Annotated in this window: 6 protein-coding genes; 3 read left to right on the forward strand and 3 right to left on the reverse strand. The window is 55.3% G+C overall.

Going from position 1 to position 16158, the window contains the following annotated elements; all coding sequences use genetic code 11:
- The first annotated feature begins 193 nt into the window (after positions 1–193).
- On the forward strand, positions 194–1342 hold the full coding sequence (locus BLU15_RS38175) for a pentapeptide repeat-containing protein (protein WP_090302471.1): 1149 nt from the start codon (positions 194–196) through the stop codon (positions 1340–1342).
- 143 nt (positions 1343–1485) lie between these two features.
- On the opposite strand, the gene BLU15_RS40540 is transcribed toward BLU15_RS38175, so the two are convergent.
- Positions 1486–2385 (reverse strand): 5-methylcytosine-specific restriction endonuclease subunit McrB, encoded by a 900-nt coding sequence (locus tag BLU15_RS40540; protein WP_244546960.1) that lies wholly within the window; start codon positions 2383–2385, stop codon positions 1486–1488.
- Between the two features lie 194 nt (positions 2386–2579).
- Between BLU15_RS40540 and BLU15_RS38185 the strand changes: the two genes are divergently transcribed.
- Together BLU15_RS38185 and BLU15_RS38190 are read left to right on the forward strand one after the other, a co-directional pair.
- A complete protein-coding gene (locus BLU15_RS38185) occupies positions 2580–8450 on the forward strand; it encodes a hypothetical protein (protein ID WP_090302473.1) in 5871 nt (1956 codons plus the stop codon).
- Positions 8451–8459: 9 nt separating this feature from the next.
- Positions 8460–11495 carry a hypothetical protein gene (locus BLU15_RS38190; protein ID WP_090302475.1) on the forward strand — a complete coding sequence of 1012 codons (3036 nt, stop codon included), beginning with the start codon at positions 8460–8462 and terminating at the stop codon, positions 11493–11495.
- Positions 11496–12647: 1152 nt separating this feature from the next.
- On the opposite strand, the gene BLU15_RS38200 is transcribed toward BLU15_RS38190, so the two are convergent.
- Positions 12648–15647, reverse strand: a complete 3000-nt coding sequence (locus BLU15_RS38200; protein WP_090302479.1) for a TrlF family AAA-like ATPase — start codon at positions 15645–15647, stop codon at positions 12648–12650.
- Between the two features lie 255 nt (positions 15648–15902).
- Positions 15903–16158, reverse strand: a 256-nt coding sequence (locus BLU15_RS38205) for an ATP-binding protein (RefSeq protein ID WP_176960477.1), incomplete at its 5' end; no start/stop codon positions are given.

The following is a 16158-nucleotide window of genomic DNA, read 5'->3' on the forward strand; positions in this document are numbered from 1 at the left end:
TAAGTTCGTAGCGGCGACGCGTCATACAGCCTCCCTTATCCGGAAGCCTTGAATCACGACACGCGAAAAACACCAAGCAATTTTATGAGTTTACGGCCTAGGCCAATTGGGCGTCTTGACTTGAAGCGTCGTCTTCAGAACGATTGGGCAATCGCATGCCCGGTCGCGGAACAGGTTCCATAACGAGACTCAAATGATTGCGCCCTTTGACCCCCTGATCGAAGAAGACATGAAGCTGCACCGGCAACTTCAAAGAAAACTGGGCCGCTGGCCGACTCAGGAGGACATGTCGAATTACTATGACGAACAAAGCAGACTGGCCGACGAAGCCCTGAGAATCGCCCAAGAGGCCGAAAAGATAAGGGAGCTGGCGCGCAGGAAGGCGGAGGAAGAGAACCTACGGCGAGAGCTCGAACGCAGAGCGCAACTGGAGGAGCGCCGTCGGCGCCATGCGGTTCCTTCCGAGAATTTTGCGATCGCCCGGAGCGTCGACGATCTTCGGAAGAAGTCGCAGTCGAACGAAGCTTTTTGCGAGCAGACAAGGATTGAAGGCAACGATCAAGCGGCAATCGAAATAGAGCTAGATTTAAAAGCGTTTAATCTTGGTCGCTCAGTGTTTCGACACGTCATAATTCAATCAAGTGCCAATTTGGAGGGCGCTAGTTTCGCGGGCGCCACGTTCGAACACGTCGTATTCAAGGCGGGCTCGAACATCAAAGAAGCCGATTTCAGTCACGCGACCTTCTCATCCGTGAAGTTTGAGCCCGAATGCATTCTCGACGGTGCATCTTTTCAGTTCGCTAAATTTCTCAAGGCCATCGCAGTTGAATTTGACAGGAACAATTTATCTGGCTCAGTATTTTTCACACCAAGGTCTGATAAATGGAATGCCCTCGCCCGCTCTTACTCGACAATATCACAGATAGTTAATACAATACTTTCATTTAGCTACTTCGGAATACTAATTCTAAAGCTGTACATTTTCAAAACAATGTCACTCGCCGAGGCTTTTATACTCTATAAGATACCAGACCCGGTGAATGCAAAGATAACCTACTCGGAGATCTCAGTCTTCAACTTCATGTTTGGATCCCAGCCGTCGTCACTGGTGATTGCAGTTATCCTGATTGTGTATCAGGCCTTGCGTCTCTTCGTGACGATGAGAATTGGACCGCTCATCGAGGCCGAAAGACAAAGTGGATACACTCCTCCACGAGATTCTTTCATGACGTACTATTCGTTGCAGACTTTGGTAAATCTGCTTGGCATAGCCGCGGTTGCAATTTTTTGCTACGAGATCTGGGGTCTAGCCACGCAAGAACCATTAAAAGTTCCCATCTAGATCGTCCATTGACGATTTCTGCAGGCGTCTCCGGTCGTCGTATTCACACCAGCGCCACGGCATGTGCACTTGCTCGCGACGCTGTCCGAGGCGAGCAACCGTTGCTGGTCGCCTTGAGTTCCCGGATGTTGTTAGCGATCCTTTTATTGAAGGTTTGCGGGCAGGGGTATGTCAGCGATGTTCGGCAGCGCAAGGCAGGCATTCCGCTGGTCGTCGTTAAGGGGGTCATATATTGTGTTGGCGGCAACTGCTTTCTTCACGTCGTCCATCAGCGCCAGGGTTTGACCGTAGTTGGTCTTACCGGAAAGAAGAGTCTCGTTGCGCTCGATGGTCTTTAAAATCCAGGCCTTGTTGTCAGGGCCTGCGTCTTCGGCGACGACTTTTACGACCTGCCACAGATTGTAGCGAGTATTGTCATCCAACAATAGCTCGCTCACTTCGTTTAGTACGCCACATAGTGTTGTTTCGTCGACAACCTTAGCCAGCAACCAAGAAGAATTGAAACGGATAGAGCGCTCCTTGAAACGAACGAGGGGCAATATCGATTGGATCGTGCCAAGGCGGATACGCTGCCAATCGTCGAAGAAGTACTCCCTCAACAAGGGCAGAATACGCCGAGAGAAGAGCTGTTTCAGCTGGCTGACGTCATCCGCGGCCTCGAGGTGCAAGAAATAGGCGTGACCAAGCCTGTGTTCTCGGTCGAGCAGTGCCTCGATGCGAGCGTTCATGACGCTCAGAAGTGCGCCTACGTTAACTCCAGCAAGCTCGATCTCGTCCAAGGTTTCGGGTTGTGGTTCGATTTCCTCGAACACGAAGCGCCGGCGCAATGCCATGTCGATCGAGGCCAAAGAGCGATCCGCTGTGTTCATTGTTCCGATAAGGTGTATGCCGACCGGTACTCCGAAGGGAGTTTTGGAATAGGGCAGCATCGTCGTTAGCGCTTCATCAGCACCAAGCCGCTTCGATAGTTCCATCGACATACGTCGAAGGGGCTGGCGATCGATACCGCCGAGTTCTAGATGTCGGTAATGGTGCTCAATCAAAGTCGACTGCTTTCTAGAAGTCGAAAACTCGCAGACCACAACCATTTCTTACTTTGGGCTACTTGACTTGCAATCGCTTCTGGATTGTAGATTAGCATACAGACATTCAAGTTTTAGTAGTTCTTAAGAAGAAGTTTTCAGGGGCCAGCAAGTGCGGGCGCCGCTGGTTCAGTGCGCGCTTCGAGGGGGTAAAATTGACCGAAACCTCGACAGAAAAATCCGATGGCGTCACGAATTTCACGCCCACGTACCCGGAAGACGGGATTCCGGCGTTCGAGGCGCTTACTACGGCAGCGTTGAACAGCGCTCGACCCATGGTGCTTGCAAAGATCGAGGCGGCCCCGGATGACGACAGCTATACAGAACGCGGTTGGTTCGCTGCAGACGCTGCCAATGTCCAGATCCCCGACTGGCTGTCTTTCGGGCATCCCAGTCGGATTTCACGCGACCCCGGACAAAACTCCGAGCGTTGCTTCTTTCGAGTAACCTTTGCGTTTCTTGCGTCGAAGCTCGCACGGGTTGAAGTGCGCCTTTTCCTCTTGAACCCTAAATTTCGTCTGTTCGAAAAAGGCTATTCCCCGGCTCGCGTAACCAAAGACTTTGTATTCGAGGGTGCGAACGCGGGAGCCAGATTGCAAATCGGCCTGGCCGTAGACCTAGCGATGGACCAAGCAGGCAACCGGGATAGCGAGGCGGTCTTCGCCGAATTAGAGGCGCCAATCGGCATCGATCTGAATGAAAACCTCGATCCAAAATGGAAAACGCTTGAACCGAAAGAAGGTAATCTAACTGGCCGCCTCGACCTTGCAGCCATTTGGGAAGACGCGTCCGAGGATCATGCGACAAGAGGCCACCCACGAACAGCCGCTGATTTTGCAGGCGATCCAGGTCAGCGTGACATGTCGTTCTTTCTTTCGGACGGTACGAAAGGGTTCAACGGCGTGGTGCACGAGTCCGGGCGTATCGGGCTGCATTTCGATTCCGGACAGTTCGCCAAAATGGCCCTCGTCGCCGTGCTCGACAAGCCCGTCGCTCCGAGCAAGAAGGCCACCACTGGAGAAAAGCAGCGCTGGGAAGTGATATCAACTACGCTTCGCGAATTCGGTCTCACAACGGATTTTCGCGGCCTCATCTTCAACGGTCTTCACGCGCATTGGCTCGATGACGGTGCGATGGGGGCGGATATCGATGTAAAGAAAAGCTTGGTCGCCCTGAGCTTTGCGGGTGGAGACATGGCGGACCGCCAGGCGATCGGGGTCTACTGCTCGTGCACGGGGGAGATCGCGAAGTCGAACCAAGACAGCTTCTTCAAATTCCTTGCCGACGAGCCGCCAGCGCAATTCAAGATCTCAGTTGCAAACTCATTCGTCCGCGAATGCGCTCTGTCCGCAACCTTCGACGACGATGTGTCCGCGGGAGATCCGGGAACGAACCCCTACATGTGGCTGAAGGGGCTGTCGGCTGCGTTTCGGCTGAAGACAAAGCCCGGCGGTGGTACCGGCCCCGATTCCTACATGGTCGATGTCGAGACCGACACGGCTAAAGGCAGGCCGATCGCTTGCTTGCGGGCCGACGACCTGGATCTCGATGCCACAACTTTCACCTTTTTGGCGTCGGTCTTGACCTTCGCTCCGATCATCGAACTGGCCAAGAACAACATCTCCCCGTCCGGCGAAGGCCGCGACAACTTCGTCTCGCTCGGTGTGGCCGCGGAGCTGGGCGCCCTTTTTGCCGGCGCTGCTTTCAAGGACAGCTACTTCTTCAAGTCTGTCATCACCGCAGACGAGATGCGCGTGACCGGCATACGTCTTCTAAGCCAGCCTGCGGCCCGGGATGCACCGCGCGAAACTGCGCTTCTCTTTGACTATGAGACGCTCTTTAACATCGGCACCAGTAGCCCCGTGGAATTCAGCTCGAAACGGGCCTTGAGCGCCAGGGTCGAGAATTCAGGTATTTCGTATCGATCTAAATCCAGCCTTTTCTCTTGGGTTCAGGTTCCCAAGAGCGCGTTCGACGTGAAAGTCTTGGATGACTCGATCTGGGATTTTGGCAAATTCGAGAACATACTGGGGCTCAAGGGGATCTCGTTCGGGATCGAGAAATCATCGGTCAATCTGGGATTCGATCTTGGATTGAACCTCAACCTGGGACTGCTCAAAGCCGGAGATGTCCGGATCGACTTCGAAATCCTGCGCCCGGACCTCAAATTTAAAATCCGTCCTTCGGAACTAAGTCTGGAAATTCCGGGCATCCTCAAAGGTTTGGGCCGCCTTTCCTTTGGAGAAACCGACGGAGACATTGGCGGGCTTCTCGAACTTGAACTGCTCTCGACCGGCCTGAAATGCGCGGCCGAAGCCCGTTTCGCGAAGGTCCAGAAGGCTGACAACGTCGATGTGGCTGTCGCCGCGGGAGCGAGCATCGAGTTCCCCACCGGGATCCCGCTATTCGGCAGCGGCCTTCAACTCAAGGGCGCCGACTTTCTCTACGCCCAGCACTTTGTGCGCCACGAGGAGGACGTTGCGAACAATGGTTCGAAAAGCCTGAATTGGCTGCGGGAAGCGGGAGGCATTGTCTTCGGCACCCTAACCGCGAAAGGAAAATACTCGAAACAACCCTTGTGGGTTCCGAAATATGACAACTGGTCTTTTGGTCTTGGAGCCTTGACGACACTTCAGACCGACGACCAACTCCTCAACCTCAACACGATGTTCGTCTATTCCATACCTGGGCCGACGGTCACCGTGTTTGCAAAGGCGAGAATATTCGCCGCGCCGAAAACCAACAAGCAGGCCGTCACTGAATCTGACGACATATCAACAGGGATACTCGGTGTCCTGGAATTAAACTTTGCAGACAAGCTAGTCAGCTATGCCGCCTCGGTCGATCTCGACTTCGAGAAATTCGTCAAAATCTACGGCTCGATAGACACGCAGTTTTCCTATCAGGATTTCACCAACTGGCACTACTACGTCGGGCGTGAGGACAAGCCCGTTAGCGCCAGCCTGTCGCTTGGCGGCATTTTGGATGTAGGTGCCACCGGGTATGTCATGGTTTCCGGCAAGGACCTGGAGGTTCAGAAGCTTCCCGGAAGCCAGGGCGGTCGCACCCTCCAGGGGTTGGCAGTGGCCATGGGAGCCCGCACCCATGGCAAAATCGGCAAGGGCGGCGTATATCTCAGCGTGTTCGTCGAGACGCTCGTCCAGGTTTCGATCAGCAAAAACCTCTACGTCGCTGGCGGAATTACGCTAGGGGGAGAGCTTTTCCTGTTTATTGGCGGGGTCGGACTCGCGAGCGGGCTCAAGCTGGAATACTGCGACAGCGAAGATCGTGGGAAGCTGCTCTCTATCCACGGTTGGGCAAGTGGCTCGATAAAGATCCTGTTTTCGACTATCCGCGGATCCGTCCATGTGCGACTTGGAGATGCGCCGCCAAACATGATCGCCATCCCTCCTCTAGTCTCTGCCGTGAACATCGTAGCAGGCACTGACTTCGCTCTGCGCGGACAGGGGATGGACGGCAAGATCGACGAGACTCTTGCCAAGCTGGAAGAGGGCGGAGCGATCGCGGCCGGGGCCGACCACGTGCCGCTCGACGCCGTACTCGCCGTTTCTCTCGTAGCGGCGCCATCGACTGAGGACAGGAAAAGCGCCAAGGGCTTCCTGGGAGTGCTCGGCCCTGCCGCAACCAATACCGAATTCAACTACGGAGCCAAGAAAGGTGGGTACGCTCTTAAGAACGTTTCACTGATTTGCAAGTCCGCGCCCAACCAGGACGTTCCAGTCGACTACGCAAAAGCCAAGGCTCAATGGCTGAGAAATGTCCTCGCATCCGGAAATCAACAAGCGCTGCCGATCGGACTTGGCCTTTTGACCTCCAGGCCAATAGGGGCGCCGAACGCCGTACCATCGAGCGAGGTTCTGAAAGCGTGGATCGATGCTTTGAATCAAGGTCTCTGCAGTGTTGTGCCCGCGCAACCTTCCATGTTCTTTCCGGATCCAACAACAATCGATGCCGAGGCGGCGCCCTGGGCCCAAAGAGCCATGCCATTTTCCGGCCATTTCCGTTGCCGCGATCTCCAGAGCAAGCTTGGAAACGCCAGTGTCGGAACCTTTGCTATCACTTGCACTAACCATGCGCCATCGACCTCGCCCAACCGCAGCCGGATCGAGGTTAAACCACATCAAGACGGCGTTGTTTCTTTCGTTGCACTTTATCCGGACTGGCCCGCCTCAGACGGCCAAGAGTTCGTTTTCACCTCGGAAGGTTTCTCTATTGACGTAACCGCTGGTGCGGACGCCCCAATTGTCGAATTGCTCGTAGCATGTGAAGATGTAGTCCAACTCGGAATGAATCTAGGCATTCGTGAGGGTAGCGTTAAAGTCCTGACCGCGGACCTCGACAAATTCCATGAAGGCGCGGAGTTTTGGCAACCCCGTTCAACCGCATTTATTCAGCTTAGCGAATTGGCGGGTTACGGCAATCTCACCTGGGCTCGCGTACAATTCGTAATCGACCCCGCCAAAGTCCCTGCCGAAGGACTGCCTGAAATCCGAGTTCGTTGGAGCGGCTTCCGCATAGATCGGTTTGACAGAAGAACAGGGCCAATGCCTCTCTACATTGGAGCGGTACGGTTCCTGGGACATCCCGAGATCGTGCGGCATTCCGCCGAGCGCAGCAAGAGTGAAGCCGACAAGGCGGCGATCATTGACTACCTGAAGCCGAGGGAATTGGTCCTCGATCCAGCCTCCGAATACGAGGTTGCAGTAGAATGGGAGACGAACGGAAACGGCATCGAGCCAGGGGGATCCCAAGAGATCTATAAGTTTAAGACAGCATCGGCGCCCCCTCTATCTCTGAGACCGTACCTAATATCGAGTTACCCGACAGACAACAGTCAACTCCTACCGTTTGCTCACACTCCTGGAGTATCCATCGCATCGGGGGCCCTCATGCGTCTGCTTGCCCGTTGGAGGGATCTGAGACTTAAGGTCACTGTCGTCGACGAAACCGGCGGCCGCGTTGATTCCGCCGGAGGTGACTTCGACTGGAGAGATGGCCAAAAATACGCACCCGCGGACCTCTTGAATGAGATTACCGTGCCTGTCGGAATCGACCGCCAGTTTTTCGACGGGCTGCCGTCGGCGCTTGTGCGCGCTATACGAGAGGCAATTGCTGCCGGAAGGTTACATTGCATCGACACCAGCAATCTGGAACTTGATTCCGGAGTCTGGCTTGGGATCAACGTGTCGCTGAAGCCCTTGCGTCGATATACGGTCCGTATCGAACTGACGGATGATGATGGCAACGTTTGGCCCACTGAAGACGGGCGCAGCAAGCGACCGGTATTCTTCGAATGGAGCTTTCGCACCGGCCTGTTCGCCGACGCGAAGGGGGCCGCGCAATTGTTCCGGAACTACGCGGTCAAACGCCGTCTTCTCGACGATTTGATTGGAAAGAGATCCGAGTCTTTCGAAGGCGCACTTATTGCCGCTGCGACGCCTCTTGTCGTCGACACCGAATACGTCGCACCCGACATCCTCCTCTCGGACTCCTACACTGACAAAATCGGCGAGAGTTCGAGAAGACCGCGGTCAAACGATGTAGTCAACGTTGTCCAAGATCAAGTGCTGGAAGACATTCTCGCGTCGTACTGCGGCGACCGGTTCTTCCAACTCGCCGAGGCGGAGACCTACCTGCTAATCAGCCCGAGAAGCGCCGACGCGGAGCCTGCTCCGCACGCCATACTGCTGCGGTCGCGCGAGCCCATCATGCGGCAAACCGTATCAGCGAAGATCGCTGCAGTTGAAGCAAGCGGCCCGGACCAGCCAAAGCCCGCCGACATGCTCGAGCTAGGATCGTTTGTGACACGCTATCCACGTCTCGAAGGCAGCGTTGGAATTTCATCGATTTTTGTTTCCACCAGCGGGACGACGGTCGTTGCATTCCTAGCCGATGCGGATGCCGACGTCGATCTCGATCACGTCCGGCTCGCCATTCACGAGGTCGCGCCACGCTATCTGCCCTTCAAGGGCGTGATACCGGAGACGCATATAGAATTCTCTTGAGGGGATAAAATGATCATTTCCGATCGCATTTTTGGTCGCACCGGCCTGTTCCCGTACACATACGACCCACAGTCGACATTCGCCGATGGCACTACAAGTGATCCAAAAGCAATCGCGGCCGCCTTCGAATCCGCTGGTATGCTCGCGACAATCGGATGGTCTGTCGTTCCCACCGAGAGGAGTGCTTTTCCCAACGCCAACTACGAAATTGGTATCTGCAACAGAACCGACGGGTACCTCAAGGAGGTCGCATTCCAGGCCTTCGAAGGCAGATTCAAATTCGACAAGAGCAATGGACACTGCTTCCGGCCCAAGCGTGAAAACGGCTGGAGCCTCCCGCCTGCCGAATGCGGCTTTCTAATCATCGGTTTTGAAGTCAAGGCAAACACCTCGGTGGCGCTCTATGCCACGAATGCAACCGATGAGGAACTTGCCGGCTCCCATTTATTGATCGAGGCAGGCACTTCTCGGTCGTGTGTGTTCTTTGGCCCCTGGATCGACGCCATAAAGACGACAGCTGATCTCGTGGTCGAGAACATTGTCGGGTTTGTGGTTCCTGACGATCTCTTGCTAGAAAACAGGGATTGGGACGAGCTGGCGCGAGTTGGTCCAGGGGTCGCCAACGCCGCAGCGGATCCGCATTTTCCTTATGACGGACAACGCTATTTGGAACATGCCTCTCTAGCTCCAGAAGAGGCGTTGCTAGTGCGTCAGCGAGCCGATTGCCTTGCAAGGGCCCAGCGCGGCCGGGTTCCGGCTGACGATCCACTTCAGGAGAAAACGCTCTGGGAAGTGCACGCCGAGCCTCCGACCTTCGTAACTGATCGAGTGTTTGCAACGGATCTTATCGTCAAGCTGTTTGGAGATTTACAGAACGCCCTCGAGAAACCTGATTGGTCAATCGAGCAATCGCACCATAACGAACATCTGTCAGTGCACGCTGCGGGCGCCTATCAGATATTGGCGCATCAGGGTCCAATCGAAGCCTTGAGCTTGGGGCAGAGCGTCACACTGCCGGCCGATGCAAAGCCGGCAGACGGACCGGTACAGTCGACCGACGAGGTCTATCGAGCGCTAAGGCAAGGATACCTTCCGTTTCCGCTTTACCGGATCGTCGGTCATTTTCTGGACAATGATGGCAACGGGAACGTTGTGAAGCGAACCGAGGTCGCAGTGGCTGGTCTCGATCTCCCGATGAACGAACCGGTTGAGATGATAGGACGGACGGCGATGATCCGTCAGCCGGAGGAAACAGATCAGCCCGCCAGAGGAAACGTGCTCGTGGAGTTCAGACAAAGGATGCCTGCTCTACACGCGTTTGGCGCCACTGTCGGTGACCGCGGCGTCCTTAACTTTGCGATGGAGTCCGTGCCTGACACGTCCGGAAAGCCCGTGGAAATCCCGAAAACGTTCATTGTGTCGGAGCCGGGGGAAACGACGGAGCCACAGAACAAGGTTCCGCGCATCGACCTTGGCTCCTTCGACCTGCCCAATGGCAAGGTCGGAAAACTAAGCTGTAAGATCTTTCCGCGCGATCGCTTTGGCCGCTGGGTCGCGCCAAGTTCGCCGAAGATCCCACTCGATTTTTGGCGAATCAGCGCTCCGTTCCTTTCGTCGGGCGAAGTTGTGTACAAGGCCGACGGGACGCCACTCCTCCAGTTTCGCCTGGGGTGGGACTCGTCCCTACGAACGATGCATCGCGCGCGCATCGGGTTGAAATTGGAGCCTTTAGCCGAAACCACCGCCATACCAACATTTCCCCCCGAGCGAACAATGAGGAAGCCGCCGCTGCCGGACGACTACAATTTCGAAACGGTGCCGGCATACGCGGGCCAGAACGACTTTATATTCGAGATCACTTTCGACAAATATGGCGCACCCGACCTGCCCGCTATGGGAAAATTTCCCGACAACAGGGTTGAGCGTTTGTATCAGAATCCCGGCACTCCCAGTATCGCGGAGTATCTGATCACCATCGAACTTGGCACGGCGGACAAGGTTCTGAAACTCCGCCCCAAAGGGCAAAGGCTGATGGCGCGCGTAGTGGCGACCGCTGAGGAGACCCTGACAGCGGAAATATGGAGTCAAACGCATCTGCCGTTCATCCAATGCCTGGTGCGTGATCCCCGACCGCCGATTCTCACGCCCGAACCCCGGAAAGTCACCTTTACCAGCCTGCCGCTGGGCGAGACAGGCATGTGCCGCGCAAGTCTTCCCTTCCCAGACGCCGGAGATGGACCCGTGGTGGTCGGCTATCACGTGTGGCGCGCAAGTGAACTGGTCGTCCTTGATAAGATCATTGAGGCTAAGGGCATTAAGGATTCAGCCGTGGAGGATTTTCTGCGTCTCATTCGCGAGGCCCGGGATCCTGATATCAGGTCGCTCCTGATCTCGACTGTGCTGGATCCCCTGTTTCGCGATGATCCTGCGTTTCCAACTGCCTTGAGCAAAGCGTTCCGTGTCGACCGACCCGAGGTTACTAAGGTCGAAGCCGGAAATGTAGAGATCGTGGTACCTGCCCACCAAGCGGGATTTGAGTTTGTCACGTTTACGGCGGTTAGCGCTGATGGCGTTAGCAGCGCCAAAGATCTGAAAAACGTCTTGCGTCTGCTGGCCGTGCCTGGCGAGCCTCCTTTGTCTCAGCCCCAACTTCGGTTGGTCGCATCCGACGAAACCGGCCTATTCGAAACGACATCGCTTGTGATGGCGATCGTGACGGGCCCTCGCCATTTCTCGCGAGAATCCGTCCGCTTTTTCCATAGCTTCGGCAAACGCCCGGAAGACCCTGATGAACTGAGTGAGCCTCTTCAACCTTTCCGCCATCTCGATCGCACCGCTGCGCGTCAGTATGTCCCCGAAATCGATGCTATGATCGACGGCTCACCTGCCTTTACACATGCGCAGATTTTTCTTTTGCGCCTCGCGCAACGCGGCACTGTGTTTAACGTTGCCGCGGATTTGAAGAGGGCCGACGGCGCCGTGGACGATGTATTGGCCCAAATACCGAGCCCACGCTCTTCGGTGCAAACTCTCTACTTGAACTGAACTAAATGTAGGCGCCCACCACGACCTATGGTCGCATTTTCATGCAAAGCGGTCCGCCGTTCGAAAGGTGCCGAGCTGCGTCTTCGTTCCGATCAAATTGCCGCCGAGCGAAGCGAATGAAATGCTGCTTTTGCGAACGTGCGCGGCGAACCCGCACGACTATAGTCGGCGCTCAGCAACAGCCCGGCCTTATCCGGTTTTAATGATGACTTCGACGTTCTTAGCATTTTTGGGAGTGATGTTATTAAGGATCCGGCCGATCTTGTCGGTTTCTACCGCAATGCAACCCCTTGAATTTCCAGGACCTTCTCCGTGATGAACAAATCGATTGTTTACCACCCTTCCATTCACCTTCGCGTTCGCAATGAATATCGAGTCCACCCTATATTCATCCATTTTTGTTCGTGAACATTCCGGATAGGTACCGTCGTCGATACGAGAGACGTCCCACCAACACGTGGCAGATATGGGTCCTCCCGTCCCTTCGTAAGTTAATGTCCCTTCTTTTTTTCCGGCCGGAAATGAGATGGTCAACTTGAATGCGCACATAATGAAAGTCCTCTAATAATAGGATGACGGAATTTCTGAGGTTGCATTTGCTGCATCAAAACTGCTTTTCGTTTTAGACTCAGGGCCACGCCCGCTACAGTTGCAATCAAGGCATAGCCGCCTTGAACTGGCAAGTAAGTCTTTCGAGTGAGGGAACTCCCCTCGCCGCCGGGGCAGGATGCTCAGTCCTGATAGCGTTTGTGGGTCATCCGCGTCGTCTTGCATCAGGCAAGGTGACGTCGGTCTGCAGCACAATCGTCTGCCGCGGGGTCGAGGAAAGAAGCAAGAAAGGCAGCTATCGTCATCCCTGCCCGCACTGCGGCGCACAGATCGTCAGCGTTCACATGAAAAAAAGTGGCTGGGCACACTTTGAAGGCAAACATGGGCTGTCGAGAACGAAGCACTGGTGCCTGCATCTCGGTGAAGGCCTGGGACGCGGCCGCGATGATCTTACACCAGACCTCTTCGACCAATAGGTCTGTGAGATGCCAGCCCGGCACCTCCGGCGCGCAGAGGCTCTTTCCATACGCACTTTGCGGCTCGCGATTTTCGGGGGCAAAAGACATTAGTCGACGGGCGCTTACGCGATGTCTGCCCAAGGGCCTACGCGATGTGATACTTTAGCCTCCGTTTTACAAACGCAGGCTGCGATCCTTCAAGTACGGCGATGATTCTTTCATTGATATGAGGATTTTCGATCGCGCCGCTGGAATAGGTGAACTTGTACTGGTTCGCCTTATCAAGCTTGACGCAGACGATCTGCTCCGCATCCGCCCCGACCGCCAAATTGGGGTTGTGCGTCACCAGTATGACCTGGCGTGACTTTTTGGCCTGACGGATGCAGTTCGCAAGGATCGCGAAAATACTCTCATTGTCGAGATTGTCTTCCGGTTGGTCGATGATGAGCGGCGTCGTGTCCTGATCCAACTGAAGGTAGAACACAAGCAGGAGGAGACCCTTTTCTCCCGGCGACAGCTCGTTGAGGTTCTTACCGCCGAGGCGTAGCTCATACGACGGCGCGAAATATTCGAGCGAGTAGAGGAAATGATAGAATTCTCGCGGGTCGTTGACCTGCTCATCGAATGCGAACGCGCCTTGTCCGTCGCCGGCCTTCATGCGTGCGACTGTGTCTTCGGCAAAGGCGTAGATGGATTCGAACTCGTCCCACTTGATGTCCGCCTCCAGCTGGCGGATGGCAGGATCATTCACGTTCGCTCCGTAGAAGGGTCCTCGCCGATTCTTCTTGATAAGCTGCAGCAGGCTCTCGAGAAAATTTCGGTTGGGTACGAAGGCGGCGTTGATCTCAACCGAGAACTCTTTCGTCCCGACGGCTTGCAATTTCGCTTCGACGCTGGTCTTGAGGTTCGTATAGAATGTCAGGATTTTCTTCTTGCTGCTGTAGATCTTTCCCGCAATCTCCTTGCGGGTCGCGCGCGCCGTCGCGATTTCCTGGGCCAGCTTGTCCTTGATGAAAGCGATCTGCTTCTCGAGGTATACGATGGTTTCCGGCTGGGGATCGGGCGCCGTTCCCTGAATTGCAGTCTTCTGCCTGTTCCAGGTCGCAAGTTTGTCGAGGTAAGCTTGATATTTTCGCTCGGGCGTTCCCAACTGCTCACGCAAAGCCTCGACTGTGTTCTGGATGAAAACATGGGCCGCGCGGATATCGAGAAGGCTGATACAGCTGCCGAAATCGAACTCAAGCGTGAACGCAGGATTGGTGGCGGTTTCGAGGGCCGTCACCTCCCCTTTCACGGATGACGATTGGGCCTGGACGCTGGTCAAATCGATCTCGGACCTAATGATGGCGTCGATATCCAAGCCAAGTTCGCCGGCCACCGGGCGTAAGGTTTCCTTTCCAGTATCGGCCGCCCGGCCGATGGCCTGCGCACTTTCGGTGAGGGTCACAAGCTGCTGCAAGCGAAGCTTCTTGTGGGCGATGAGGTCGACCGTCTGAGCCTCCCGCCCATCCAGGACGTCCAACATCGCGGCAAGCTTTTCAAGCTGTTCGACCTGCTGCTTCTCTTCCTCCGTCGCCACCTCCGGTTTCGCAACCTCCGCCGGTTTAGTGGCATCAAGCGCCCGCAACTCTTCGCGTTTGGCCTCCAGCTGAGCTGACAATGTCTTGACGAACTGGGGGTCAGCGCGCGCCTCGAGACCCATGATATCAATGTTGAGCTGGCGCAGCCTGACCTTCAGCGCACTGGTCTCGTTCCGGCTCTCCTGCGTCATGAGATCCTCGAGAGCCGCGAAGGAGGCTTTGCCCATTCGATCGGTTTCCTCGACATGCGAGAACACAACGTCCTCGATCTCACGGCGAAATTTCTCGATCTCGATCTCGTTCGTCAGCTGCTCGAAATAGTTCTGCGGTAGGTACCGCACGGTCTCCGGCTTGGTGCGATCCACGTTCTGGTTCAGCGTCTTTTTGGTGGTCTTGCCGCTCTGCCAGGTGATTTCCGCCTCAAAGTTCTCGGCATAGCCCTTGCGACGGAATTTCTTGCTGTCGGACGCCTTCGAGAGGAAGCCGAAAAAGTCATCAAGGCGGCTCTCGCCGAGCAAGCCGATAATGTCGACTAGGGCGCTCTTGCCGCTGCCCTTATTGCCAATGATGGCCGTGAGTTCCGGATTCAGCGGGATATCGACCCGTCGGAACCAGCTGCCGTTTTCTCCGCCGTAACCGACAACTTGATTGATTTGTAGCCTGGTCAGGATTTTGGTCGGCTGCTGCGCCTTGCGCCGCTCGACCGGCGGTTCCGCGCCGATGAAAACGCGCGAGGACGGCTCGAAGCAGATCTGCTGAAGACCGCGAAAGGTCAGTTCACCCTTAATCCAGGTTGGCGGAAAATTGACGACGTTGCCCTCAAGGCGTTCAAGGTCCTCAAACGAGTGGGCATCGCTTCCCGAAACTACCGGCTTCGGCTCGGATTTACCTTCCCCGTAGCGATCGGTCATTAGGAAATATTCCCCACTCTCGGCATCACCGAAAAAAGCATGACAGCCACTGTCAATTTTGTCGGTAAGTAAAAGTTTGCGTGGCGAACCGCGATCAGCACTCTTTACGCCGTCGTTCTTGGCTGGAAATACCAACAGATAGGGCTTGGCGATGCCGAACACGGCATCGAGGGCGTCCCGCACATCATCGAAACTGACGGACGCCGATTCATAATCTTTGATGCTTGCGAGATGGGCGCACGGGATACGGGCGCCGCTCGCGCTGTCACCTTTAGTTTTCAGCTCAAGCAAAAACTGCTCGATCTGGCGGCGGGAGCACTGGGTATCGTCGTTGTCAAAAATAATATGTAGGTTAGGGCTTCTGTCTTTGGCATCGATGGCATCGGACAGCCGGACTTCTACGTTGACAAAAAAGACCTTTGTGCCGTTCGGGTAGCGCGCCCGATATTTTTCGATAGCGGTGTACTGCGTATCGCACGAAAAGTAGTCCGTGAGGCCGTAGGCATGCGGAGCAGCACTTTCGAGATAATCGATGTAGCGATTCCAAATTTCATCAGTAGCAGCGCCTGAGTGATAGCTGTTGGACAACTTAGTCCCAGGCGAATGGATATGAAGATCCCAACGACGCCAGACGGATCCCACCTTTTCAGCCATAGCCCCTCCCAACACTCGTTTAAGTTTATTGTGTGCTTGACTTACTCTAAATCTTCGACCACGCAAAGAGTAACAACGCGAGTAATATTGATACGTGCGAGGATGCCTATCTAGCGGATTTGTAGTAGTTCTCGAAACGCCTGCGCGGTAGGCGCTCCAAGCTTAGGTGTTTCCGACAAGAGGCCGTTGAAGCGTATCAAGCGTCATCGTGAACTGGTCCTTAGGCGACACGCAAATCTGGTCCGCCAAGGGTGTTTAGCTACTCTCCATACCGGCTGCCGTCGTGGACTTCTGTAGAAGCCCGCTACGGCGCTTTTCTCGTAGCCTGTAGCTGTCGCCACGGATTGTGATGACGTGGCTGTGATGCAGCAACCGATCAAGGATAGCAGTTGCCACGACGGGGTCGCCGAACACTGTTCCCCATTCTCCGACACTGCGGTTGGAGGTGACGAGCATTGCACCCCGCTCGTAGCGCCTCGATACGAGCTGGAAAAATAAGTGGGCTGCATTG

Origin of the sequence: Ensifer sp. YR511, from assembly GCF_900103045.1 — a bacterium.
Taxonomy (GTDB): Bacteria; Pseudomonadota; Alphaproteobacteria; order Rhizobiales; family Rhizobiaceae; genus Ensifer; species Ensifer adhaerens.

What these genes read in the sequence shown, in the direction of transcription:
- BLU15_RS38200 (WP_090302479.1), bottom strand. Translation starts at nt 15,647, where the DNA reads ATGGCTGAAAAGGTGGGATCCGTCTGGCGTCGTTGGGATCTTCATATC.
- BLU15_RS38175 (WP_090302471.1), top strand. Translation starts at nt 194, where the DNA reads ATGATTGCGCCCTTTGACCCCCTGATCGAAGAAGACATGAAGCTGCAC.
- BLU15_RS38190 (WP_090302475.1), top strand. Translation starts at nt 8,460, where the DNA reads ATGATCATTTCCGATCGCATTTTTGGTCGCACCGGCCTGTTCCCGTAC.